General features: G+C 64.2%; 18 protein-coding genes, 1 tRNA gene and 2 pseudogenes. 7 read left to right on the forward strand and 14 right to left on the reverse strand.

The features are described 5' to 3' along the window. Nucleotides 1-3 precede the first annotated feature (3 nt). The gene (locus QM797_RS00585; protein WP_283273192.1) at nucleotides 4-4,371 is read right to left on the reverse strand and encodes a non-ribosomal peptide synthetase; all 4,368 of its coding nucleotides are present in this window, start codon (nucleotides 4,369-4,371) and stop codon (nucleotides 4-6) included. 188 nt (nucleotides 4,372-4,559) lie between these two features. Between QM797_RS00585 and QM797_RS00590 the strand changes: the two genes are divergently transcribed. Next, nucleotides 4,560-5,216: a pyridoxamine 5'-phosphate oxidase family protein gene (locus QM797_RS00590; protein ID WP_502942283.1), complete on the forward strand. Its 657-nt coding sequence runs from the start codon at nucleotides 4,560-4,562 to the stop codon at nucleotides 5,214-5,216. Here the strand turns inward: QM797_RS00590 and tgt are convergent. From tgt to QM797_RS00625, 7 genes are all read right to left on the reverse strand, one after another. After that, on the reverse strand, nucleotides 5,170-6,408 hold the full coding sequence (gene tgt, locus QM797_RS00595) for a tRNA guanosine(34) transglycosylase Tgt (protein ID WP_283273195.1): 1,239 nt from the start codon (nucleotides 6,406-6,408) through the stop codon (nucleotides 5,170-5,172). The two genes, QM797_RS00590 and tgt, sit on opposite strands and share 47 nt — an antisense overlap. A 48-nt stretch (nucleotides 6,409-6,456) precedes the next feature. Further along, complete coding sequence (locus tag QM797_RS00600) at nucleotides 6,457-8,409, reverse strand: ABC transporter ATP-binding protein (RefSeq protein WP_502942237.1); 1,953 nt, start codon at nucleotides 8,407-8,409, stop codon at nucleotides 6,457-6,459. Next, entirely contained in the window at nucleotides 8,406-10,139 is a 1,734-nt protein-coding gene (locus QM797_RS00605; RefSeq protein WP_283273196.1) for an ABC transporter ATP-binding protein, read from the reverse strand. The genes QM797_RS00600 and QM797_RS00605 overlap by 4 nt, the downstream gene beginning before the upstream one ends. Before the next feature lie 86 nt (nucleotides 10,140-10,225). Further along, nucleotides 10,226-12,523: an MMPL family transporter gene (locus QM797_RS00610; RefSeq protein ID WP_283273197.1), complete on the reverse strand. Its 2,298-nt coding sequence runs from the start codon at nucleotides 12,521-12,523 to the stop codon at nucleotides 10,226-10,228. Nucleotides 12,524-12,525: 2 nt separating this feature from the next. Next, on the reverse strand, nucleotides 12,526-13,209 hold the full coding sequence (locus QM797_RS00615) for an acyl-CoA-like ligand-binding transcription factor (RefSeq protein WP_283273198.1): 684 nt from the start codon (nucleotides 13,207-13,209) through the stop codon (nucleotides 12,526-12,528). A gap of 86 nt (nucleotides 13,210-13,295) precedes the next feature. Next, the gene (locus tag QM797_RS00620; RefSeq protein ID WP_032379935.1) at nucleotides 13,296-13,754 is read right to left on the reverse strand and encodes an RrF2 family transcriptional regulator; all 459 of its coding nucleotides are present in this window, start codon (nucleotides 13,752-13,754) and stop codon (nucleotides 13,296-13,298) included. Nucleotides 13,755-13,813: 59 nt separating this feature from the next. Further along, entirely contained in the window at nucleotides 13,814-14,449 is a 636-nt protein-coding gene (locus QM797_RS00625; RefSeq protein WP_283273199.1) for an SOUL family heme-binding protein, read from the reverse strand. 114 nt (nucleotides 14,450-14,563) lie between these two features. Here QM797_RS00625 and QM797_RS00630 point away from each other — a divergent pair, with 114 nt between their 5' ends. Next, nucleotides 14,564-15,469 (forward strand): sterol desaturase family protein, encoded by a 906-nt coding sequence (locus QM797_RS00630; protein ID WP_283273200.1) that lies wholly within the window; start codon nucleotides 14,564-14,566, stop codon nucleotides 15,467-15,469. Here QM797_RS00630 and QM797_RS00635 read toward each other — a convergent pair. Further along, a complete protein-coding gene (locus QM797_RS00635) occupies nucleotides 15,450-16,139 on the reverse strand; it encodes a YceI family protein (RefSeq protein WP_283273201.1) in 690 nt (229 codons plus the stop codon). The genes QM797_RS00630 and QM797_RS00635 overlap by 20 nt on opposite strands. Nucleotides 16,140-16,259: 120 nt before the next feature. Here QM797_RS00635 and QM797_RS00640 point away from each other — a divergent pair, with 120 nt between their 5' ends. The 4 genes and pseudogenes from QM797_RS00640 to QM797_RS00655 all read left to right on the forward strand — a co-directional run. Then, a complete protein-coding gene (locus QM797_RS00640; protein WP_283273202.1) occupies nucleotides 16,260-17,270 on the forward strand; it encodes a PHP domain-containing protein in 1,011 nt (336 codons plus the stop codon). Continuing rightward, nucleotides 17,267-18,181: an alpha/beta hydrolase family protein gene (locus QM797_RS00645; protein WP_283273203.1), complete on the forward strand. Its 915-nt coding sequence runs from the start codon at nucleotides 17,267-17,269 to the stop codon at nucleotides 18,179-18,181. Before QM797_RS00640 ends, QM797_RS00645 begins: the two co-directional genes overlap by 4 nt. Before the next feature lie 23 nt (nucleotides 18,182-18,204). After that, nucleotides 18,205-18,657, forward strand: a complete 453-nt coding sequence (locus tag QM797_RS00650; protein WP_283273205.1) for a hypothetical protein — start codon at nucleotides 18,205-18,207, stop codon at nucleotides 18,655-18,657. A 200-nt stretch (nucleotides 18,658-18,857) separates the two neighbouring features. Then, nucleotides 18,858-18,991: pseudogene (locus tag QM797_RS00655) on the forward strand (short-chain dehydrogenase); the annotation flags it as partial. A 240-nt stretch (nucleotides 18,992-19,231) separates the two neighbouring features. Here the strand turns inward: QM797_RS00655 and QM797_RS00660 are convergent. The 3 genes and pseudogenes from QM797_RS00660 to QM797_RS00670 form a co-directional block, all read right to left on the reverse strand. Then, a pseudogene (locus QM797_RS00660) lies at nucleotides 19,232-19,465 on the reverse strand (cupin domain-containing protein); the annotation flags it as partial. Continuing rightward, nucleotides 19,462-20,382 carry an NAD-dependent epimerase/dehydratase family protein gene (locus tag QM797_RS00665; RefSeq protein WP_283273206.1) on the reverse strand — a complete coding sequence of 307 codons (921 nt, stop codon included), beginning with the start codon at nucleotides 20,380-20,382 and terminating at the stop codon, nucleotides 19,462-19,464. The pseudogene QM797_RS00660 and the gene QM797_RS00665, both read right to left, overlap by 4 nt. Next, nucleotides 20,379-21,110, reverse strand: coding sequence for a DUF4386 family protein (locus QM797_RS00670; protein ID WP_283273207.1), 732 nt, complete (start codon nucleotides 21,108-21,110; stop codon nucleotides 20,379-20,381). Before QM797_RS00670 ends, QM797_RS00665 begins: the two co-directional genes overlap by 4 nt. A 107-nt stretch (nucleotides 21,111-21,217) precedes the next feature. Between QM797_RS00670 and QM797_RS00675 the strand changes: the two genes are divergently transcribed. Beyond that, nucleotides 21,218-21,901 carry a TetR/AcrR family transcriptional regulator gene (locus QM797_RS00675; RefSeq protein WP_283273208.1) on the forward strand — a complete coding sequence of 228 codons (684 nt, stop codon included), beginning with the start codon at nucleotides 21,218-21,220 and terminating at the stop codon, nucleotides 21,899-21,901. Between the two features lie 169 nt (nucleotides 21,902-22,070). On the opposite strand, the gene QM797_RS00680 is transcribed toward QM797_RS00675, so the two are convergent. Together QM797_RS00680 and QM797_RS00685 are read right to left on the reverse strand one after the other, a co-directional pair. Continuing rightward, nucleotides 22,071-22,160: transfer RNA gene (locus QM797_RS00680), tRNA-Ser, on the reverse strand. A 58-nt stretch (nucleotides 22,161-22,218) separates the two neighbouring features. Continuing rightward, complete coding sequence (locus QM797_RS00685) at nucleotides 22,219-22,416, reverse strand: CsbD family protein (protein ID WP_283275227.1); 198 nt, start codon at nucleotides 22,414-22,416, stop codon at nucleotides 22,219-22,221. Nucleotides 22,417-22,504: the final 88 nt, after the last annotated feature.

Genomic DNA, 22,504 nt, shown 5'->3' on the forward strand with positions numbered 1-22,504 from the left:
ATGCTACACACCATGTAGTAGTTGTGCCGACGGTTCGACAGCAGTCAGATCTCGCCACGGCGAGCTGAGTTCTGCGACCATCGCATGCATGATGTACTCGAGTTGTCGCCCCAGGGCGACAACGGTATTCGGGTCGAGTAATGCTGTGGGATAGACGATATCGACCGCAGTCTCGGTAGCCTTACCTTCGCCGTCTCGATGTTCGGTGACGTGGAAGTGAAGGTCGCATTTGGCGATGTCGATCGGCCGCGGCGTGATGTCGAAGCGAACGTCCCCGACGTCGACGGTCGCGGCGCTGAAGACGTCCAGCGACAGCGCCACCTGAAAGATCGGATGCCGCCCATCCGTCGAGTCAGCAGCGAGATCGGCGACGACATCCTCGAACGGAACGGAGGCATGGTCGAAGGCCAGTAGTTCGCTCGCACGGGCCGACTGCACGACGTCCTCGACGGTCATGGCCGCGGCGATGTTCGTCCGGATGGCGACGGTGTTGGTGAAGGTTCCGACGAGTTGCTCGAGTCTCGGGTCGTCCCGACCGGCAACCGGGGTTCCGATGACGATGTCGGTGGATTCCGTCGTCTGGGCGAGCAGAATCAACAGTGCTGCACGCAGCACGGTGAATCGTCCTGTCCCGCAACGCTGTGCCAGATCAGTCATTCTCTCGGTGGTGTCTGTGTCGAACCGAAGCGACATGCGAGCGCCGGAGAAGTCCCAGTCCTGCGTACGAGTGCGGTCCAACGGCAAGCCCCTCGAGCTGGGTATGTCCGCCAATTCCGTGCGCCAGAAGTCGAGATCGGCCGATACGTCGCGGCCGGCGGCCCACACGCTGTAATCGGCGTATTGCAAGGGTAATTCGGGCCACGACGGTGCGGTGTCGGCAATCCTGGCGTGATACGCCACTACGAAATCCGACGCCAACAGCCCCAGCGACCAACCGTCCGCTGCACTGTGGTGGACGGCGCACGCGAGCACGTGGTGATCGGGCGCTACTGCGAACAGTCGAGCTCGGATCGGGAATTCGGTGCGCACGTCGAAGGGATGCTCGAGCGTCTGCACCACCGCGGCGTCATCGAAGTCGACAATGTCGAGGTTCGATACCGCACTCGCCGAATCCGGCTCGACGACCTGCACCGGCACCCCATCGACATCCGGGTACCGGGTCCGCAACGTGCTGTGTCGATCGATCAGATCGATCATCGCCTGCGAGGCTGCTGCTGAGTGGAACGCACCGGAAATCGTGACTGTGAACGGCAGGTTGTTCAGCGGAAGCCGTGCGCTTCGATCGATGTGGCGTTGCTGCGGCGCGAGGGGAACTACGACCCCGTCCGCCATACCGCGTTCGGGCCGCGAATTCTTCTCCCGCCCAACAAGAAGACGGTCGTCGATACATGCAGCCAAGGACTGCACAGACGGCGCACCGGCCAGGTCTCGCACCCCGATGCCCACCGATGCCTCGGCCCGCACCGATGCGACGACTATGGTCGCCGCCAGCGAGTCACCACCGAGATCGAAGAACGAAGCGGCGCAATCGATGCCGTCCCTTCCGAGCACGCGCGCGAACGCTGCCGCCACCATCTCCTCGGTGGCACCGGCCGGCTCGGTACGAGCGCCGGTCGTCGACGCGGTCGGGCTCGGAACAGGAAGCGCTCTACGATCGATTTTCCGGTTGATCGTCAGCGGAATCTCGTCGAGAATCGAGAGGGTCGCCGGCACCATGTGAGGAGGCAGTCGTTCCGCGAGATCCCGGCGGATGCGCTCGGTGTCGAGTGTGTGTTCGCTGCTCGCGGCAACGACGTACCCGTCGATACGCAGATCCCCAGTCCGACTGCGACGCAATGCCGATGATGCTGCCGCGACATCCGGATGCGCCCGCAATGCCGCGTCCACCTCACCCAGTTCGACGCGATTTCCCCGGATCTTGATTTGATCGTCGGTGCGGCCGATGAACTCGAGTGTGCCGTCGCTGCGTAGACGCGCCCGATCTCCGCTACGGAACATCCGACTCCCGCTGCTGCCGAACGGGTTCGCGACGAAGCGCGCCGCTGTATCCGCGGTGCGACCGAGATATCCCCGCGCGACGCCGGATGTCTCGATGTAGATTTCGCCCACTGCACCCGACGGAACGGGCCGCAGAGTGCGATCGAGAAGGTGAATCACCGCCCCCACCATGGCTCGACCGATTCCGTCCGCCCTGCCCGGGTTCAGTGGCTCGGTCATCGTGACACTGCAGGTCGTCTCCGTGGGGCCGTAGGCGTTGAGCAGTCGTCGACCCACCGACCAGCGGTCCACCGTATCCTGCGCCGCCGCCTCACCACCGATGATGATCGTCCGTACGTCCGTCAGTGCCGCGGGATCCAACGTCGCCAGAGCCGAGGGTGTGATCAGGAGATGTGTAATTGCCTGCTGAGCAATCAGATCCGACAGTTCAGCGCCCGCGTAACTACCTGCCGGCGCGATCACCACTGCTGCGCCTGCGGTTGCTGCGGCGAGTACTTCGACGATGGCGGTGTCGAATCCGGGCGAGGCGAGGTGACACACTCGTGACTCGACGTCGAGGTGGTAACTGCTCCTGATCTGTTGCACCAGAGCGGCGATGCCACCGTGTGTGACGACAACGCCTTTGGGAGTGCCGGTGGAGCCGGAGGTGTAGATGACGTACGCGGCTCGGTGCGGTGCCGTCGGCGCGGCTTCATCGTCCGGGCCGCCCTCCGCGAGAACGTCATCGAGGTTCAGCCACTCCACCTCACCGAACTCGCCGCCGCCCGTGCACAGGCCCAGCACCGCCCCGCTGTCACGCACCACGAACTGCGCTCTCTCGCGGGGGTGATTCGGGTCGACCGGAACGTACACCGCACCCACTCGTGCGATTGCCCAGAACGCGACGACCCCCTCGACGGATCGGCCGATGCGAACAGCGACCCGGTCCTCTGTGCCGATTCCGTGGGCACGCAATGTGGATGCAAGTGCGTCGACCCTCGCGGACAGCTCTGCGTAGGTCACCGACACATCAGCATCCTGGATCGCAATTCTGTTGCCGCGCTGCATGATTGCCGTCGAGAACACCTCATTCAACGCTCCACGCTCGACCACGGTCGCTCCCACCGACGCGGGTGTCGTTCGAGGCTCGTCCGGCAGGAACAGCTCGAGATCTGCCACGGCCGTATCACCACAATCGGATTCGGCGAAGCGGTCGAGAAAGTGCAGGAACCGTTCGTGGTGGCGGGCGAGGTCACTCGGCGTGTACTCGGCAGGGTTGGCCTCGAAGTCGATGCGCGGACGAGCTCCGCCTCGACCGGGATAGATGTTGACGGCAAGATCCGACACCGGGCCTGTGGTCAGAATGTTGATCTCGCCGTCGAAGTCCCCGACGGCCACGGCGTTCGCGAACATCATCACGTTGATCGTCGGACCGAAACGCCCCGCGTGCAGGGCATTCCCGCTCGTGGACACCGGCGGCCTGCTGCGCTGGTGTCGGAGAACGGCACCGATCGCCACCTCGGCCGACTTGACCACGTTGTTCACCGTCGCCGATCCGACGCCCGGCAGCCGTAGCGGCACCACATGCGACAACGAGGACCCGGCCCGGCGCAGCATCGCTGTCGGCCTCGCCGAGACCGGCAACGACAGATCCACGTCATCGGTGTCGTTCATACGCGCCATATACGCAGCGAACGCCGCGATTACCACGGTCGACGTGGCATGACCTCGAACGGTCGGAGAAAGCGACCGATCCTCCCCGACGACGATCGGCACCGACGCAGGCTGGGTGGTCGGGCCTAAAGGCGCGGCGTAAGCCAGGTCAGCGGACTCCCAGTGCAACCGATCGCGCCGCGCACGGGCAGATGCGTGGTAGCGCTGGCCCTCGGCGAGCAGTGTTGCAGGAGTCGTCGGATCGATCCGTGGTGGCTCGACTCCGTCCTGCACCGCGGCGTACAGAGCCGCCGCACGCTCGAGCACTTTCATCGAGGCATAACCGTCGAGCGCGATGTGGTGCGCTCTGGTGTACCAGAACACGCGATCGTCCCCGACGCGGAGGACGCGCAGTCGCACCAGCTGGCCGTACAGCGATAACGGCGTTCGACAGTCGTCGTTCATCCACTGTCGGGCCGCGTGTGCCGGACGGTCGTGTTCACGGAAGTCAAGAATCTCCACCGCCTCGGTCTCCGCGTCCTCGAATCGCTGCATCGGAGTGCCGTCGACCTCTGAAATCCGCATGGTCGACGACGAGAACTCGCGATGCGCTCTGCTGCCGCAGGCGGCCAAGGCGTCGACATCGACGGCACCGACGATGTCGACGTAATACGCAATGGTGAAGGGCACGTCGGGCATGAACTGCTGGGCCAGCCAGATGTCGGCCTGGGACGAACTCACAGGTATGGCGTCGTCGAACATAGTGGTCCCCCCACGGCAATCCAGTTACTACACACTCGGTAGTACCAGAGTACTCGCCGGTCCGGTGAGGTGCCGTCGCGAACGTCGTGCACCGCTGTGGGGCCGCGAAACGCACGGATTGCCCTAAGGTGGCACCCGTGCCGCAGAGCAACCACTATCACCATTTGATGTTCGGTCCTGCTGCGATTGCGCGGCAGAAGGTCGACGGCAGCTACACCGCCTACGGCTCACAGACCGAACGACCCGACGACGGCCCGACGCCTCTCGACACTCGCGAGAAGGCCATGATTCGCGCGGTGGATCAGTTCCAGATCGCCACCGTCGCCGAGACCGGCTGGCCCTACATTCAGTATCGAAGCGGCCCGAAGGGGTTCCTGCAGGTGCTCGACGACCGGACGTTGGGGTTCGCCGATTTCGCCGGCAACCATCAGTACGTCACGGCGGCCAATCTCGATCACGACGATCGCGTCGCCGTGTTCTTGGTCAATTACCCACTGCGCCAACGCCTCAAGCTTTACGGCCGGGCACGGACCGTCGGGGCCGCAGATGATCCCCAACTTCTCGAGCGTCTGAAGAACCTGGGCGACCGGACAATCGGGGCAACCTGCGAACGCAGCGTCGTCATCGACGTCGAGGCATTCGACTGGAACTGCACCCGCAGCATCATCCCCCGCTACGACGCGGCCTACCTCGCGGACCTGTCCGAGGTCTACCAGCGCAAAGCTGCAGAGCGGGAAAAGGAACTGCTACAGCGGATTTCGGAGCTCGAAGAGCAGCTCACGCAATCTTCGGCGCATAGAAACGACCCAGAAACTCCGTCTTGAATTCTGCGAAGCGCCCCTGCTCGATCGAGGCTCGGATGTCGTCCACCAGTTTGACCGTGAAGCGCTCGTTGTGGATGGTGCACAGCGTCGACGCGAGCATTTCCTTGGCCTTGAACAGGTGATGGATATAGGCCCTCGTGTAGTGCGCGCAGGTGTAGCAGTCGCAGTTCTCGTCGATCGGGGTGAAGTCGCGTCGATGCTTGGCGGTGTTGATGTTGAAGCGGCCCGTCGGCACGTAGATCGCCGCATTGCGTGCCACGCGTGATGGATTGACGCAATCGAAGGTATCGGCACCGTTCTCGATGGCGGTGAAGAAATCGTCCGGTTCACTGATCCCGAGCATGTGACGCGGCTTGTGTTCGGGCAGTTCCTCGTTCACCCACCGGGTGATGGTGCCGAGGTTCTGCTTCTCGAGCGCACCACCGATCCCGTAGCCGTCGAAGCCGCGGCCCGTTTCGCCGGTGATCGTCTCGAGATCGTGTGCGGCCTTACGTCGTAGATCCTCGTACTGCGCGCCCTGCACCACCCCGAACAGGGCCTGGTACGGCTTGTCGGCGCGCGCTACCGTGAGCCGTTCGTGTTCGAGGACGCATCGCTTTGCCCATGACTGGGTGCGGTCGACCGACATCTCCTGATAGCCGCGGGTATTCATCAGCGTGGTCAGCTCGTCGAACGCGAACATGATGTCGGCTCCGAGCCTGTGCTGAATCTGCATCGACACCTCGGGGGTGAAGCGATGCTTGGAGCCGTCGAGATGGGATTTGAACGTCACCCCGTCGTCGTCGACGTGGGCGAGGCGCTCCTTGCCCTCGGCGATGACGTCGTCGGACTGCACGCGCGTGGCGTCCATCGAGATGACCTTCTTGAACCCCACGCCGAGCGACATCACCTGGAATCCGCCGCTGTCGGTGAACGTCGGACCGTCCCAGTTCATGAACTTGCCCAGGCCACCCGCCTCGTCGACGATGTCCGAGCCCGGCTGCAGATACAGGTGATAGGCATTGGCGAGCACCGCCTGCGCGCCGAGTTCCTTCATCGCCTCCGGCAGCACCGCTTTGACGGTCGCCTTGGTGCCCACCGCGATGAACGCGGGGGTAGCGATGTCACCGTGCGGGGTGTGGATGGTGCCGGTGCGCCCGAGCGCCCCGTCGAGCCGGGTGCCGATATCGAAGCCGAAACTGGAGAAACTCACCGCGTCAGTATGCGGCTTCGCCGCTTGTGAGCGGAAATTCGTAGCCTGCTACGAATTTTCGTGCACCTGCGGCGAAGCAGTTCCAGCCGCATTCAGGCGGAAATACGCACCCCTGGCGTCGAGGAGTTCCTCGTGATTACCCTGCTCGACGATGCTGCCGTTCTCCATCACCACGATCGTGTCCGCGTCACGGATGGTCGAGAGGCGATGCGCAATAACAAAACTGGTGCGATCGCTGCGCAGTTTCGCGGTGGCCTTCTGAACCAGCAGCTCGGTTCGGGTGTCGACGGAGCTCGTGGCCTCGTCGAGGATGAGGATCAACGGCTTGGCCAGGAAGGCGCGGGCGATGGTGATGAGCTGCTTCTCACCGGCGCTGACGTTGTTGCCCTCCTCGTCGATGATCGTGTCGTAGCCGTCGGGCAGAGAGTGCACGAATCGGTCCACGTAGCTCACCCGCGCGGCCTCGAGGATTTCCTCTTCACTGGCACTCGGGTCGCCGTAGGCGATGTTGTCGCGAATGGTTCCGCCGAACAACCAGGTGTCCTGCAGCACCATGCCGGTGCGAGCGCGCAGTTCTTCGCGGGTCATCTTTCTGGTGTCGACGCCGTCGAGAGTGATGCGGCCCGAGTCGATCTCGTAGAACCGCATGATGAGGTTGACCAATGTGGTCTTTCCCGCACCGGTGGGACCGACGATCGCGACCAGGTGACCGGGATCGGCGACCAGCGAGAGGTTTTCGATCAGCGGGCGGTCGGCCGAGTAGCCGAAGGAGACGTTCTCGAATTCGACGCGTCCCCGTCGCTCGATGGGCCGCACCGCATCGGCCGGATCTGCGTCCTCTTCCTCGGCGTCGAGCACCTCGAAGATGCGCTCGGCGGAGGCGACACCGGACTGGATGAGGTTCACCATCGAACCGACCTGAGTGAGCGGCTGAGTGAACTGACGCGAGTACTGGATGAAGGCCTGCACTTCACCGAGACTGAGCGTGCCCGACGCCACCCGTAGCCCACCGACGACGGCGATGACCACGTAGTTGATGTTTCCGAGGAACATGATGACGGGCATGATCATGCCGGAGATGAACTGGGCTCGGAAGCTGGACTGGAAGAGCTTTTCGTTGCGATCGCCGAACTCGCGCTCCACCTCTTCCTGCCGACCGAAGGCCTTGACGATCTCGTGGCCGGTGTAGGTCTCCTCGATCTGGGCGTTCAGCTTTCCGGTGTGCTTCCACTGCGCGACGAAGTGTGGCTGCGAACGCTTGGCGATGACCGCGGTCACCGCGAATGACGCCGGAATGGTCAGCACCGCAACGAGAGCCAGCAGTGGCGAGATCCAGATCATCACACCGAGGATGCCGAGCACGGTGAGAATGCCGGTGATCAACTGACTGAGCGTCTGCTGCAAGCTCGTCGAGACGTTGTCGATGTCGTTGGTGACGCGGCTGAGCGTCTCACCGCGGGCATTGTTGTCGAAGTACTTCAGCGGCAGCCGATGGACCTTGGCCTCGACGCTGCCGCGCAGCAACAGGATTCGACGCTGTAGTGCGATGTTGAGGATGTAGCCCTGCGCCCAGGCCAGTAGCGACGAGAGCACATACAGAACCAGGACCCACATCAGGACGGTTCCGACCGCACCGAAATCGATACCTGCTCCAGGGGTGACATCCGTCCCGGACAGCAGGTCGGCGACGGAGTCGTTCCCCTCCGCCCGCAGCTGCTCGATCGCTTGGTCTTTCGTCTGACCCGGATCCAGCTCGCGGCCGACGACGCCGTTGAAGATCAGGTCGGTCGCGTGGCCGAGCACGGTCGGCGCGGCAACGGTGAGCACGGTGCTGGCGATACCGAAGGCCAACATCACCGACAGGAGCACCCTCTCGGGAGCGAGCAGGCCGACCAATCGCTTCAACGAACCCTTGAAATTGCGGGCCTTGGTCCCCGGCACCACAGCCTTCGCGACGGGTACGTCGTCCTTCTCTTCCGTCTTCTCCGCCTGCGCGGTCACAGTGCACCGGCCACGGCGCGCTGCGAATCGACGATCTCGGCGTAGGTGGGGCAATCGGCCATCAATTGATCGTGGGTACCCACACCTACCGGCTTTCCGTCGTCGAGTACGAGTATCTGATCGGCGTCGATGATGGTCGAAACGCGTTGAGCAACAACGATCATGCACGCATCTCGCGTCACCGGCCTCAGTGCCGCGCGCAGATTGGCATCGGTCGTGAGATCGAGCGCGGAGAACGAGTCGTCGAACAGGTAGATGCTCGGTTTGCGCACCAGCGCACGAGCGATCGCCAGACGTTGACGCTGACCACCGGAGACGGTGGTACCACCCTGCGCGACGGGCGTTTCCAATCCCTCGGGCATAGCGCGAACGAAGTCGGCACCCTGGGCGATCTCGAGTGCCTCCCACAGTTCGGCGTCGGTCGCGTCGGATTTGCCGTATCGCAGATTGCTGGCGATGGTGCCCGAGAACAGGTACGGCTTCTGTGGGATCAGGCCGATCTCGGAGCGCAACAGAGCAAGATCGAGTTCGCGGATGTCGACTCCCCCGACGCGTACCTCGCCGCCGGTAACGTCGATGAGTCGCGGAATCAGGTTGACGAGGGTGGACTTTCCCGAACCGGTACCGCCGATGATCGCGGTGACCTTGCCCGCCTCGGCCCTCAGGTTCACCCCGCACAGCACCGGATATTCGGCACCGGGGAAGGAGAATTCGGCGTTCACGAGCTCGACCGTCCCCGGCGAGGATGCGAACATCTTGGGCTCGTCCGGCAACACGACCGACGATTCGGTGGCGAGTACCTCGCTGATGCGATCGGCGCACACCGATGCGCGGGGCACCATCATGGCGATGAACGAGGCCATCATCACCGACATGAGAATGAGCATGATGTAGCTCAGAAGAGCTGTGAGAGAGCCGATCTGCATGGTGCCCTGATCGATGGCATGGCCACCGAACCAGATGACGGCGACGCTGGTGACGTTGCTGATGAGCATGACCGTCGGGAACATCAAGGCCATCAGCCGCCCGACGCGTAATGCGGTTTCGGTCAGTGCGGTGTTGGCCGCTCCGAACCGGTCGATCTCGAAGTCCTCCCGGACGAACGCCCGCACCACGCGAATTCCGGTGATCTGTTCACGCAGAACACGATTGACGGCGTCGATTCGCTTCTGCATCGAGCGAAAGGCCGGCACCATCTTGATGATGATCAGGCCCATGGAGATCGCCAGCCCCGGTACCGCGATCAACAGGATCCAGGACAGGCCGAGGTCCTCGCGCAGCGACATGACGATGCCACCGACGCACATGATCGGCGCCATCACCACGATGGTGAACCCCATGACGATCACCAACTGGACCTGCTGAACGTCGTTGGTGTTGCGGGTGATCAACGACGGCGCACCGAACTGGCCGACCTCACGAGCCGAGAACGTGCCGACGCGGTGCAGTATCGCACCGCGAAGGTCACGTCCGACGCCCATGGCCGCGCGAGCACCGATGAACACCGCGGCCACCGAGCTGATGATCTGTACTGCCGAGACCAGCAGCATCAGTCCGCCGGCGGAGAGGATGTAACCGGTGTCGCCGGTGGTGACGCCCTTGTCGATGATGTCGGCATTGAGGCTGGGCAGGTACAGCGCCGCCAGTGTGGCGACGAGTTGCAGCAGAACCAACGCGACTATCGGCATCTTGTACGGCGCCAGATAGGTGCGCAGCAGGGGAATCAGCATGATGGCCGAAGATTACTCGTACACATGGATGACATTCTCTCCGTTTTTCGAGTGTTGCGGGCAATCTTCGGCCGACCGGTCAGGACCTAAGCGGGTACAGATTCCTTCTCCGGAGCCGTCTTCAACTTGGCACCTTCGATGTCGACGTTGGGCAGGATCTTGTCCAGCCACTTCGGCAGCCACCAGGCCTTGTCGCCCAGTAGTGCCATCACCGACGGAATCAGCACCATGCGCACCACGAACGCGTCGAAGAACACGGCCGCAGCGAGCGCGAAGCCGATGGACTTGATGAACGAGTCCGGCTCGGCGATGAACGCGGCGAACACCGAGATCATGATGACTGCAGCCGAGGTGACCACGCGTGCGCCGTATTTGAATCCGTTGACGACGGCATCCTTGGCAGCGGCTCCGTGGACGAACTCCTCACGCATACGCGAGACGAGGAACACCTGGTAATCCATCGCGAGACCGAACACCACACCGATGAGGAAGATCGGCATGAAGCTGACGATCGGCTGCGGGTTGGAGATCAGGCCGAGCCCGCCCTCTTGGAAGATGAACACCGTCGCTCCGAAGGTGGCAAGCACGCTGAGCAGGAACCCGACTGTCGCGGTGAGCGGCACCAGAATCGAGCGGAACACCAGCATCAGCAGCACGAACGCCAGTCCGACAACCACAGCCAGGTACGGAATCAGCGCGCTCTGCAACCGCTCCGAGATATCGATCCCGATCGCGGTCTCGCCGGTCACCCCGTAGGTGACGCCCTCGGCCTGCTGCAATCCACTTTCGGCGTCGCGAAGGTTGGTCACCAGAGCCTTGGTCTGGTCACTGTTCGGTGTACTCGACGGCGTCACCAGTATCTGAGCCGTGTCACCCGCCGGGTTGACGGCGACGATCTGAGCATTCGTGACATCGGGTTGACCGGTGATCGTGTCGACCACCTTGCCGAAGGACGCGGTGCGATCGGCTTCTGCGACGCCGGACGCATCGGCGATGACGAGCAGCGGACCGTTACGTCCCGGCCCGAAGGCGTTTTCGGTGACGTCGTATGCCTGACGGGCAGGCGTGGACGGGTCCGAGGTTGCGATCGACGGGAGTGCGAGAGACAACCCAGTGGTCGGCCCTGCGATGACGCCGAGGAGCACGATGCCTCCGACGAGTCCGAGGATCGGCTTCTTGACCAGGAATCGAGCCCACCGGAGTCCGTTGGTCGGGGTGGCCTTCGGGTCCTCGGGGTCGGTGGTGTTGACGAACTTCAGCTTGCCCGCGAAGGCCTTGCCCTTGTAGACGCCGAGCATGGCGGGCAGGAACGTCAACGCGATCAAGACGGCGACCAGCACCGCGAAGCCTGCGGCCAGACCCATCTGGGACAGGAACGGGATGCCCACCACGCGGAGCGCGACGAGGGCGATGAGCACCGTCGCACCGGCGAAAACGACGGCCGAGCCAGCGGTTCCCACCGACCGTCCGACGGCTTCTTCGCGGTCGTCGGTGAGCGTGAGCTCGTGCCGGTATCTGGCCAGGATGAACAGGGAGTAGTCGATCGCGACCGCGAGGCCGATCATGATGGCAAGAACCGGAGTGAACGACGTCAGATCCGCGAACCCCGTTGCGGTTGTTATCGCGAGGCTCGAGATGCCGATGCCCACGATTGCGGTGATCAGCGGAAGGCTGGCCGCGGCGGCCGAGCCGAACATGATGAGCAGAACGACCGCTGCGACGGCCAGACCGACGAGCTCGGCGGTGCCTCCCGGTGCCGCGTTCTCCTGGGCGACGCTACCGCCGAGCAGAACGTTCAATCCCGCGTCGCGGGCCGGCTGCGCGGCGGCGTCGAGATCACTGCGAATCTGGTCGGTGACGTCGGCCAGATCGAGGTCGATCGGCGCGGTGACGGTACCGACGTTGCCGTCGGGGCTCAGCGGCGAGGTGGCCGCCGCATCGGCCGCTATCTGGTCGGCTGGAGTGCCCGCCTCGGTGGCTGCCTCGGTGTACTGCTCGATGACCGACTGATTGGCCGCGACCGGATTGGCTAGTGCGGGCGCACCTTCCGCCGTCTTGGCCGCATCGATCTTCTCGATCTCGGCGATGGTGGCGTCGATCGCCGAGGTGTACTGCGGGGTGTCGAGAGACTGGCCGTCCGGCGCCTGGAAGACGTACTCGGCATTGACCGCTTGCAGTGGGTCCTCGGCTCCGCCGAACCGCTCCTTCTGCAGATCGAGTGCGGCCTGGGCCGGCGTGCCGGGAATCGAGAAGGAATTGGCGGTCGGACCTGAGAGCGTTGCCGCGCCCACACCGGCGAGAATCAGAATCGCCAGCCACAGTCCGAGGACGATGCCCTTGCGTCGGTACGCGAATCTTCCGATTCGGTAGAGATAGGTGGCCACTGTCAAGCTCCTCGGTTGTGTTCGGACGAGTCGGGGTGGGGATGCGGTTCGGGAGTGGAGCCTGCGGAATGACCGTTGGGTTCGGGCAGTCCAGCGCGAAGTTGGTCGAAGGCGTCTTCGATGAGGGCCTTGGGTGTCGACGCACCTGCGGGGTCGGTGATCCAAATGTTCAGTGCGGATGTCACGGCACCACCGACGGCCATTTGCAGCAGGTTCGGGTACAGGTCGGTGTCGATATCCGTTCCGGTTCGCTCGGCGATGGCCTCGCCGAGTTTGCGGGTCAGCGAGTGGTGCATTTCGAGCTTGCGGGCCATCAATGCGGGGTTGGCCTCGATGAGGCGGGCCGCAGCGAAGGTATCCTCCAGGTCCCTGCCGGGATCTGCGACAAGGTTGATTGCTATGTGCCGCAATGAGTCCCAGATCGGCTCCGTCGACGGCCGCGCACGCAGCAGTTCGAACCATTCGAGGGCCGAGACCTCGATGTGGTGCAGAACCGCTTCTTCTTTGTTGGAGAAGTAGTTGTGGAACGTGCGGGTGGAGACTCCCGCCTCGTGCGCGATGGCGTCGGCGGTGACCGCGTCGAAGCCATGCAGCTTTCCCAGACGCACGGCCGCCAGACCGAGAGCGTCGCGGGTAGCGGCCTTCTTCAGATCACGAAGGCCCGTCGGAGAAGTCACGATTACCAACGTACGGAACTTGCACGGTTCTGCAAGTTTGCAGAGACGTGCAATTTTGTCGATCCTGCCACACCTGACCGTCGGTGTGACTCAGATCATCGACGAGCCCATGCCGTCGGCTCGCTGACCAGCTCTTTCACGAATCCCGGCAGATCGTCCTCGACGATATCCGCGAGCGACACCGCTTCGAGCACCGCGCGCAGATTGACCCGCACCGCCAGCCAGACCCGGGTGAGCGGCTCGGCCGGGCCGGCGTACTCCGCATCCTCGGGCCGTTGACCACGCACCGACGCCAGCGGCCCCTCGACGGCCCTGATCACGTCGGCAACAGAAATGTCCGACGCCTCCCGCGCCAACCAGTAGCCGCCGTCGGGCCCCCGCCGGCTGCAGACGAGGTCCGCGCGACGCAAATCCGAGAGCACCGACTCGAGAAACTTGTGCGGAATTCCTTGCGCGGCGGCGAGCGCCTCGGCTTTTGCGGGGCCCTGCCCGCCGACCGCTGCCAGTTCGATGAGCGTCCGCACTGCGTAGTCCGCCCTCGCCGTGATGTGCACCGTCAATTCCTATCATTTCGGTAGGAAATTAGCGAGCAGTCGGCCATGTCCATCGCATGTCAGGAACCTTCCGGTACCACCACGACCACCTCGTTGCGACGCAGTGGCGCCAAGGTCCAGGGCGGATCGTAGAACCAGGTCATCGGCTCACCCAGCATCTCGATGTCGTGTGCGCGCAGCGCTGCGGTCAACGCCGCCAGTTGCGGTTCGACGTCGTCCCGGCCGCGCCCACCGCTGAAACGCAGTACAGCCACCGTCTCTGCCGGAACCGACGTCAACGTCACGCGATCGTCGTCGGGCTTCGGCAGCGTGTCCATCGTCCACTTCGACGGCATGAAGAACCGGACGACCCAGCCGTCGCTGCCGGGCGTGCTCGACACCGGGGCCGTCATCGCGATCTTCTGCGAGCCTTTCGGCGACTGACTGACGGGAGCGGTCATCGCAACCTTCTGCTTGCCCCGGTTTCCACCGAAAATGTACCGGGCCAGGCGACGGAAACCCTCCTGACGTGCCTCTTCTTCATCTGCGTCGACGGTGGTCTGCGCCGCGATGCGTGGTTCGTAACGACGGATCTCCACCGCATCGGTCAGTCGTCGGCTCGTGTGCGGCGGCTCCTCGGTGCCGACCCGAATTCCGACGACACCCAACGCGGCCTCGCCCACCTGTCCGATCGTGGACGTGATTTTCTTCAACAAAGCCCCACTCCGCTCTCTCGGCCGATAGGTGCGCACATCCCACGGTACGAGCCGTGGGAAACCTGGACCGGCAGCGTTACACTTCCTCCGTTACTGTCACGCAATGGAGGTTCGATGGGCGAGTGGATCGGTTCGGCGTGGAATGCACTGCCGGAACCGCTGCGCGATCCCGTCGCGCTGGCCATCCCCGCGTTCGCGCTGCTACTGACGATCGAATGGATCGCGGCCGCGAAGCTCGAAGACGGTGAACGCGGCGGTTACTCCGGCAAGGACGCGCGGGCCAGCCTGAGCATGGGCTTGGTGTCCATCGCGACCACCACGGCGTGGAAGGCGCTGGCATTGGTCGGCTACACGGCCATCTACGTCTACGTCGCGCCGTGGCACCTTCCCGCAGACGCCTGGTACACGTGGGCGATTCTGATCCTGGGCGTCGACCTGCTGTTCTACGGCTACCACCGCATCGCGCATCGAACTCGACTCATCTGGGCGACGCATCAGGCACACCATTCGAGCGAGTACTTCAACTTCGCCGCGGCGCTACGACAGAAGTGGAACAACAGCGGCGAGGTCGTGATGTGGCTGCCGCTCCCCCTGTTGGGCATGCCGCCGTGGATGGTGTTCGTCGGATTCTCGATCAACCTCGTCTATCAGTTCTGGGTGCACACCGAGCGCATCGACCGGCTGCCGCGCCCGTTCGAGTTCGTCTTCAACACGCCTTCGCATCACCGCGTCCATCACGGCCGCGATCCGCAGTACCTCGACAAGAACTACGGCGGGATCTTGATCATCTGGGATCGACTGTTCGGAAGTTACGCCGAGGAGGTCGAGCGGCCGAACTACGGATTGACCAAGCCTGTCGAGACGTTCAACATCTGGACCCTCCAGACACACGAATACCGCAACATCGCACGGGATGTTGCGGCATCGCGGTCGTGGAAGGAACGCGTCGGATACCTCGTGGGACCGCCGGGATGGACGCCGCAGGCCCCACGAGAACGAGCTACTGCCGGCTCAGATTGATCAGGAAGTCGACGGTGCCCGAATCCTCGACGGTGACGAAACCGAGCGACGGCGGTTCGATTCCGTAATCGGCCCATGTGGTCGGAATGGCACCCGATGCGATGAGCGTGTCACCGGATTGCAATACCTGCATCTCCACCGAGATGGGACGCGTCTGGTCCTTGAGCGTCAATGTGCCTTCGGCCGTGACGGTTTCAGTGGTTCCGTCCTTGGGGAGGCCGGCCAGATCGATCGGCGAGTCGATCGTGAACGTCGCCGTCGGGTACGTCGCGGTGTCGAAGATGTTGCCGCGGAACTGGTTGTCTCGGCGATCACTGTCGGTGGTGATCGAATTCGTCTGCACCACAACCTCACCGGTGGTCAAGGAGTTGTCGGCGATGGTGACCGAGCCGCTGACCTCGGACGTCGACCCGACAACGGTCACGTCGGAGCCGTTGAGTACCTCGTCGACGGTGTAGCCCGCCGCGGTGGTGTTCGACGCGTCACCTGGGGTGACCGTCCATGTTCCGTTCAGATCCTCGGTCGTCGCGGCCTGCGCGCCCGAGGTGTCGACGGACGCCGCCGGGGCGGCGTCTTCTTGGAACGACGCGTAGATCTTGGGCCCGAAATACAGTCCGAGCGCCACGAGTACAACGACAACCACGCCTACGATCCACCATTTCTTGGTCATGACAGCCGATGATAGTTGCAGCTTCAAGCCGATGGGAGGTGAGAGAGCTGGCAAGTACCTGAGAGTTTTGTCCGTTTACCCCGTGCGCACGTGTCGGTACCGACAGGCACAATGGAACCCATGGATCCGGTGGACGCACTTCGAGAGATCGGGTACTGGCTCGAGCGCTCACGCTCGGACACCCACCGCGTCAAGGCGTACCGTCGAGCCGCCGATGTCGTCGAATCACTCGGTGCTGCAGAACGATCCGAGCACGAGAAGGCCGACAGCTGGTCCTCACTGGCCGGTATCGGAGCCAAGACCTCGCTGATCATTCGTCAGGCTCTGACGCAGGACGTTCCGGACTATCTGGCCGAGCAACGAAACGCTGCCGAACCCATCGGAAACAACGACCTCCGCGCCGCGCTCAAGGGTGATCTGCACACCCATTCCAACTGGTCCGACGGCGGTAGCCCCATCGAGGAGATGATGCGCACCGCTGCACGGCTCGGCCACGAGTACTGCGCGCTGACCGATCACTCCCCGCGCCTGAAGGTAGCGAACGGCCTCACCGCCGAGCGTCTGCGCGCCCAACTCGACATCATCGCCGAACTCAACGAACGGCTCGCACCGTTCCGCATCCTCACCGGAATAGAGGTCGACATCCTCGACGACGGGTCACTCGACCAGGACGAAGGCCTGCTCGCCGAACTGGACGTGGTGGTCGCGAGCGTGCATTCCAATCTGCGCGCCGATTCTGTGGCGATGACAAAGCGCATGGTCACCGCCATCGCGAACCCACACGTCGATGTCTTGGGCCACTGCACCGGACGGCTCGTCGAGGGCGGTCGCGGCACCAGGCCCGAATCGACGTTCGACGCACCCGTGGTCTTCGAGGGCTGCCGCCAATTCGGCACAGCAGTGGAGATCAACGCCCGACCCGAACGACAGGATCCACCCGAGCGCCTCATAGACATCGCCCTCGAACGCGAGTGCCTCTTCTCCATCGACACCGATGCGCACGCACCCGGCCAGCTCGACTGGCAGGGGTACGGCTGTATCCGCGCCGAGGCCCGCGGTGTGCCCGCGGAGCGAGTGATCAACACCTGGCCGCTGGACGGACTGCTCGATTGGACGGCTCGGCGCGCGTGAACCGTCGTCACTTCCTCTCCGGCCTGCTCGCTGTGACGCTGGTCGGCTGCAGCTCCACCGACACCGACTCCTCACCGAGTACGGCCGAGACGTATTCGGCTGCGCTGCAACCGGTCTCAGGCCCTACCGGCAACCCTGTCCGATTGAAGTACGGATACGAGCCGGACAACATCGGCGATCTCTACCTCCCCGACAACGACGCCGGCTCACTCCCGGTGGTGGTGATGATTCACGGCGGCGGGTGGCAGGAAGACCTCGACCTGTCGTACTTCCAGCAGATGTCGACGGCCATCGCCGATGAGGGCATCGCCGTCTGGAACGTCGAATATCGGCGTGGGCCCAACAACTGGGCCAACACTCTCTCCGATGTCGACGACGCCACCGAGGCACTTGCAACCGTCGTACAGGACGCGGCCGGCGGGAGGCTCGATCTCGATCGCGTCCACATCGCCGGACACTCGGCCGGCGGGCAGCTGGCCGCCTGGGTGGCCGCTCGACACCTGATGCCGGTCGATGCGCCGGGAGCAGAACCGAGAATCAAGCCGCGTAGCGCCACCATCATGGCCGGCGTGTTCGACATGAAGCGGGCGGCCACACTCGGAAACGACAAGTTCGTGCCGGTCTTCCTCGGCGGCATGCCGAACGAGGTACCCGGCCGCTACAAGATCGCATCGCCCATCGAATATCTCCCCCTCGATGTCCCGCTGACTGCGCTGCACGGTGATGCCGATCAGACGGTGTCGGTCAATCAGAGCCGCGTGTACGTCGATGCAGCGACCAAGGCGGGCAGCACCGACACCGAACTCGTCGTACTGCCCGGAGCCGGACACGGCGCGTTTCTCGACCCGAAGAACCGCGCCTGGTCGACGGCATTGAGCACCATCACCGGACGTGCGCAGACCCTGCTCTGAGCCGTAGGTGGTACACAGTTGCGATGAACGGAAAAATCGCGACCGGATTGCTCGGGCTGATCGTGGCCGTCTCGGTGGCCGGATGTAGCAACGACACGTCGAGCGAGGCCGCGTCGAGCACTCCGGCCGCTGCCAGCACGACGACGTCTGTCACCTCGACCACGGTGCCTGCCACCACCACGGTCGAGGCACCAGCGCCCGCCCCTGCCGACACTCCGGTTCCCGAAGCTCCGCCTGCCGCTGAACCCGAAGCCCCTACCTCGGGCGTCACCGGCGAAGCGCTGTACCAGCAGACCTGCACCCAATTTCTGCCGTCCATCGACGCACTCGAACAAACCGGAATCTCCGATCGCGCCAAGTCGGTCGAGGGTCTGCGCACCGAAATGACCACCGCGCCGAGTTGGAACACCGTGCCGCCGAGCGATCAGGAACAAATTCTGCGTGGACTCGACGCCGCCGGTACGGGGCAATGCTGAGCGTCTGAGTCGCTGCGTCGATTCGCCGGAGCCAAGTGCGCTCACTGTCCACTAACTTCCGCCTATGACGGGATTCCGCCTCGCGAGGCAAAATGTGGACACTGAGTGCACCCCGACCAGCGCAGCCCCACCCAGCACAAAAAACTCCCCACCCGACGGATCGGGTGGGGAGTTTTGGCGGTGGCGCAGGGATTTGAACCGCGTTGGGCAAGGACAAGATGCGCGTCGTGCCGGGCCTGCTGTCGAAGGGGATGTCGGTGGCCGGTCAGTACAGCCCGCGGTTCGGGACCGCTCCTATCGTGGGAGTTTCTACAAGAAGCTGGGCGGATCGTAGGTCTGGCGTCGCGTCGCGAGAAGTCGCAGCAGGAATCCAGGTACTCCCGCGGCGGTGATGTCGTCGGGGTACCGCCGCAGCACCGCTGCTGCGGACCTCAGCCGTGGGGCACCGGTGGTGACATTGCGGCTTGTCGAGTCGATGCCGTAGATCTCGGCGAAGAAACTCCGCCATGCGCCCCGAAGGATCCAGTTCGACGTTCACACGCGCGGATCGGCCGGGCACGCCCTCGTACCCGTGGACGACGCCCGCCGGTACCCGTGCCGACTCACCGGCCGTGAGTATGCGTCTGCGCGTGCCAACGCGAATCCGAATGACGCCGTCGATGACGGTGAACCGCTCGGCGGAGTGCGGGTGCACGTGCGCGGGCGGGGCGTGGTGAACCGGCTCGATCGCCAGTTCGGCTCGCAGCAACGGCGCGGCGTCGAACACCGTCAGGGTTTCCCCCGCCGCCACATTGCGGTGCACCCTCATGACGCCTGCCCTAGAAACCACTCGACCGTCGCGGCCGCAGCCTCGGGCAAGGGGGTCGACGTGAACGATCCGACCTCACGGCGGAAGCGACCGTCGTCGACGACGAACGGGGCGTCGAATTGATAACGCGTGCTGCGTAATTCGCGCAGTATTGGATGACCCAAGGCGAGCAACCGATGCAACCACGGCGGTAGGGCGGACATCCTCGCGCGGTCGTTCCCAGCTGCCCGAGCGAACGCGTCGGCCAACTCCCGTTGAGTGTGGGGCGGGCCGACCGGAAGATGGTAAGCGCGGCCCACCGGACCGTCTGCGAGCATCGCCAGTGCGCGGCCGACGTCCGGCAAGTAGCTCCAACTGTGGGGTATATCCGTCGCCCCGACCACGCGGACGACCGCTCCGGCGATCGCGGCCGGCACCATCTGCTCGCCGGCCGCACTGGTTGTGCCGCGCGGACCGAAGTAGTCACTGGCTCTACCGATCACGACGTCGAGGCGTCCATCGGCATGCCTGTCTTCCAGATCGTTCGCCATCGCCGTCCGGACACGACCCTTCGCGTCGGTCGCGGCAGCCGGCAGGTCCTCGGTCAGTGGCTTCGACACCGGCCCGTAGCCGTACAGGTTGTCGACGAACACCAACCGTTTCCCCTCCGAAGCGTCGGCCACCGCAGAGGTCAGTGACGGGAACTCCTGCACCCAGCGGTGGTAACTGGGTGCGGCGGCGTGCACCACGACGTCGGCCCCGTCGACTGCAGCACGAAGCCTGGCCGGGTCGCGCAGATCCGCGATGAAGGGCTCGACACCGTCCGGTAGCTCTACCGCAATCCGAGTGACGGCGCGGACCGATCGGCCTTGCGCCAGCAAGGCGTCGACCACATGCGACCCGATTCCCCCGGCCGCCCCCAACACGACGACGGTCATCGCGCATCGACTAGGGCGGGTGCCTGGCGGAGCAGTGCCACTCCGACGACACCGAGCCAGCAGAACCACGCCGCGTACGCGGTGAATCCCACCGTGCCGGCAACGCCGTCGGCCAAGGCCGGGTAGAACGGCCCGACGAGGAATGACAGGACCCACGCGGCGGTCAACACCAGACCTGCCACCGCCGTCACCGCGCTGACGACCCGCGCCCGGACGAGTAGCACAGCGATGCCGACCGCCCACAGCGCCTGAAACGACCAGCCGAGGTACTCGCCGAGCGCGCCGCCGGCGTAGCTATTGAGCAGGTCGTAGGACACCTCGGTCGCCGTGCGAACCTCGGGCGACGTGGCCGGGTCGAGCCAAGTGGCGGCGAGGCCGGGAACCGTCAGAGGCCAGCGAATCCAGCCCAGCGTCTGGGTGAGTCCGGCCAAGATGCCGAACACGGCAACGGTTAGCGGCCACAGCCGCGGCCCCTCACCCGATGCCCGGCTCACAAAGTGTTGGTGAAGTCCGATCGCGATCGGAACCAACGCCACGGACAGAATCGTTTGCAGCAGGAACCCGGCAACCACCGGGCCCTTCGCGGCAGCGAACGCCGGGAGCACGACAGCGGCCGGCTCATCGAGCACGGCGGGCCAGCCGAAGGCTGCGCCCAGAACCATCACCGCGACGAAATTCAGGGCGGTGAACGCAATCAGTAGGGCGGCGGTGGAGCGTCGATCAGTCATTGGAGCTTCCTCTCTGTAGTGAGAGCATCTGCTCTCTCGATAGAATCGTAGAGGACTCAGCGGGTCGAGACAAGAGCAACCGCTCTCGAATATGACATGATGTTCCAATGCCGCTCAAGCCGCGCCAGCGGGCACGCCAGATTGCCGTCGAGGACATCAAACAGATCGCCAGCCGACAGATCCTCGAGGGCGGCGCGGGCGCGCTGTCGCTACGGGAGATTGCCAAGGAGATGGGGCTGGTCAGCAGTGCGATCTACCGGTACGTCCCTTCGCGGGACGCTCTGCTCACCGACCTCATCTCCGACGCCTACAACCGGCTGGGCTCGGCGGCCGAGGCGGCGGATGCCGAGCTGCCCCGCGACGACCTGAGCGGCCGATGGCGTGCGTTGGCCGGGTCGTTACGGGACTGGGCGCGAGCGCATCCTGCCGACTACGGGCTGGTCTACGGCCCACCGCTGACCGGATACTTGGCCCCGCCGCAGACCTACGCCCCGGCCCAGCGATGGCTGGAGATCATGATCGACGTGCTCGCGCGGGCTGCATCCGACGCGCCCGACCCGATCGATCCGACGCTCTGCGCCCAACTCGACGTCCTACGCGAGAGACGAAGCCCGAGCAGCTCGATCGGGGCCATCGCGGCGGGTCTCGCAGCGTGGACGCAACTGCACGGGTTGGTCGCCATGGAAATTCACGGCCAGATCGCGTTCGTACTGCCCGATGATGGGGGCCATCTCTTCGGTCACTGCGTCGAGAAGCAGATACGAGAGCTTGGTTTGCTGAGCGCGGAGTAACCGGCGCAGGCGCCATCGGCGCAGTCATCTTCTGGTACGCGGACTCCCGGTCGATCGTTTGACCGACCGTACTTGGCAATCAGTGACGAGGCAGGGGTCAGGGGCGGAAGCGGGCGGAAGATCTCGCGCACAAAAAACTCCCCACCCGACGGATCGGGTGGGGAGTTCTTGGCGGTGGCGGAGGGATTTGAACCCTCGGAGGGGGTGAACCCTCACACGCTTTCGAGGCGTGCTCCTTAGGCCGCTCGGACACGCCACCGCAGAAGACTGTACCGGAATGCGGCCCTGAGGCTAAATCGCCTGCTCAGCGGATAAATCTAGTGTCCGGTGAGCTTGTCCTTGATGTTCGATGCCGCGTCCTTGACCTTTTCGACGCCGTCCTTGACTGCTGCCGAAGTCTGATCGCCCTTGCCCTCTGCTTCGAGGTCCTTGTCTCCGGTGGCCGAACCTGCGGCTTCTTTCGCCTTGCCGCCGAGGTCTTCGGTCTTGTTCGAGATCTTGTCGCCGAGTCCCATGAGTGTCTCCTTCACAAGTTCGGAGCGCAGCGTTGCGCTCTGTCCTCCACCCTCCACAATCTTGGACATCGGGGCCACCATGTGACGA

Source organism: Rhodococcus sp. IEGM 1381 (assembly GCF_030056795.1).
Lineage (GTDB): Bacteria > Actinomycetota > Actinomycetes > Mycobacteriales > Mycobacteriaceae > Rhodococcoides.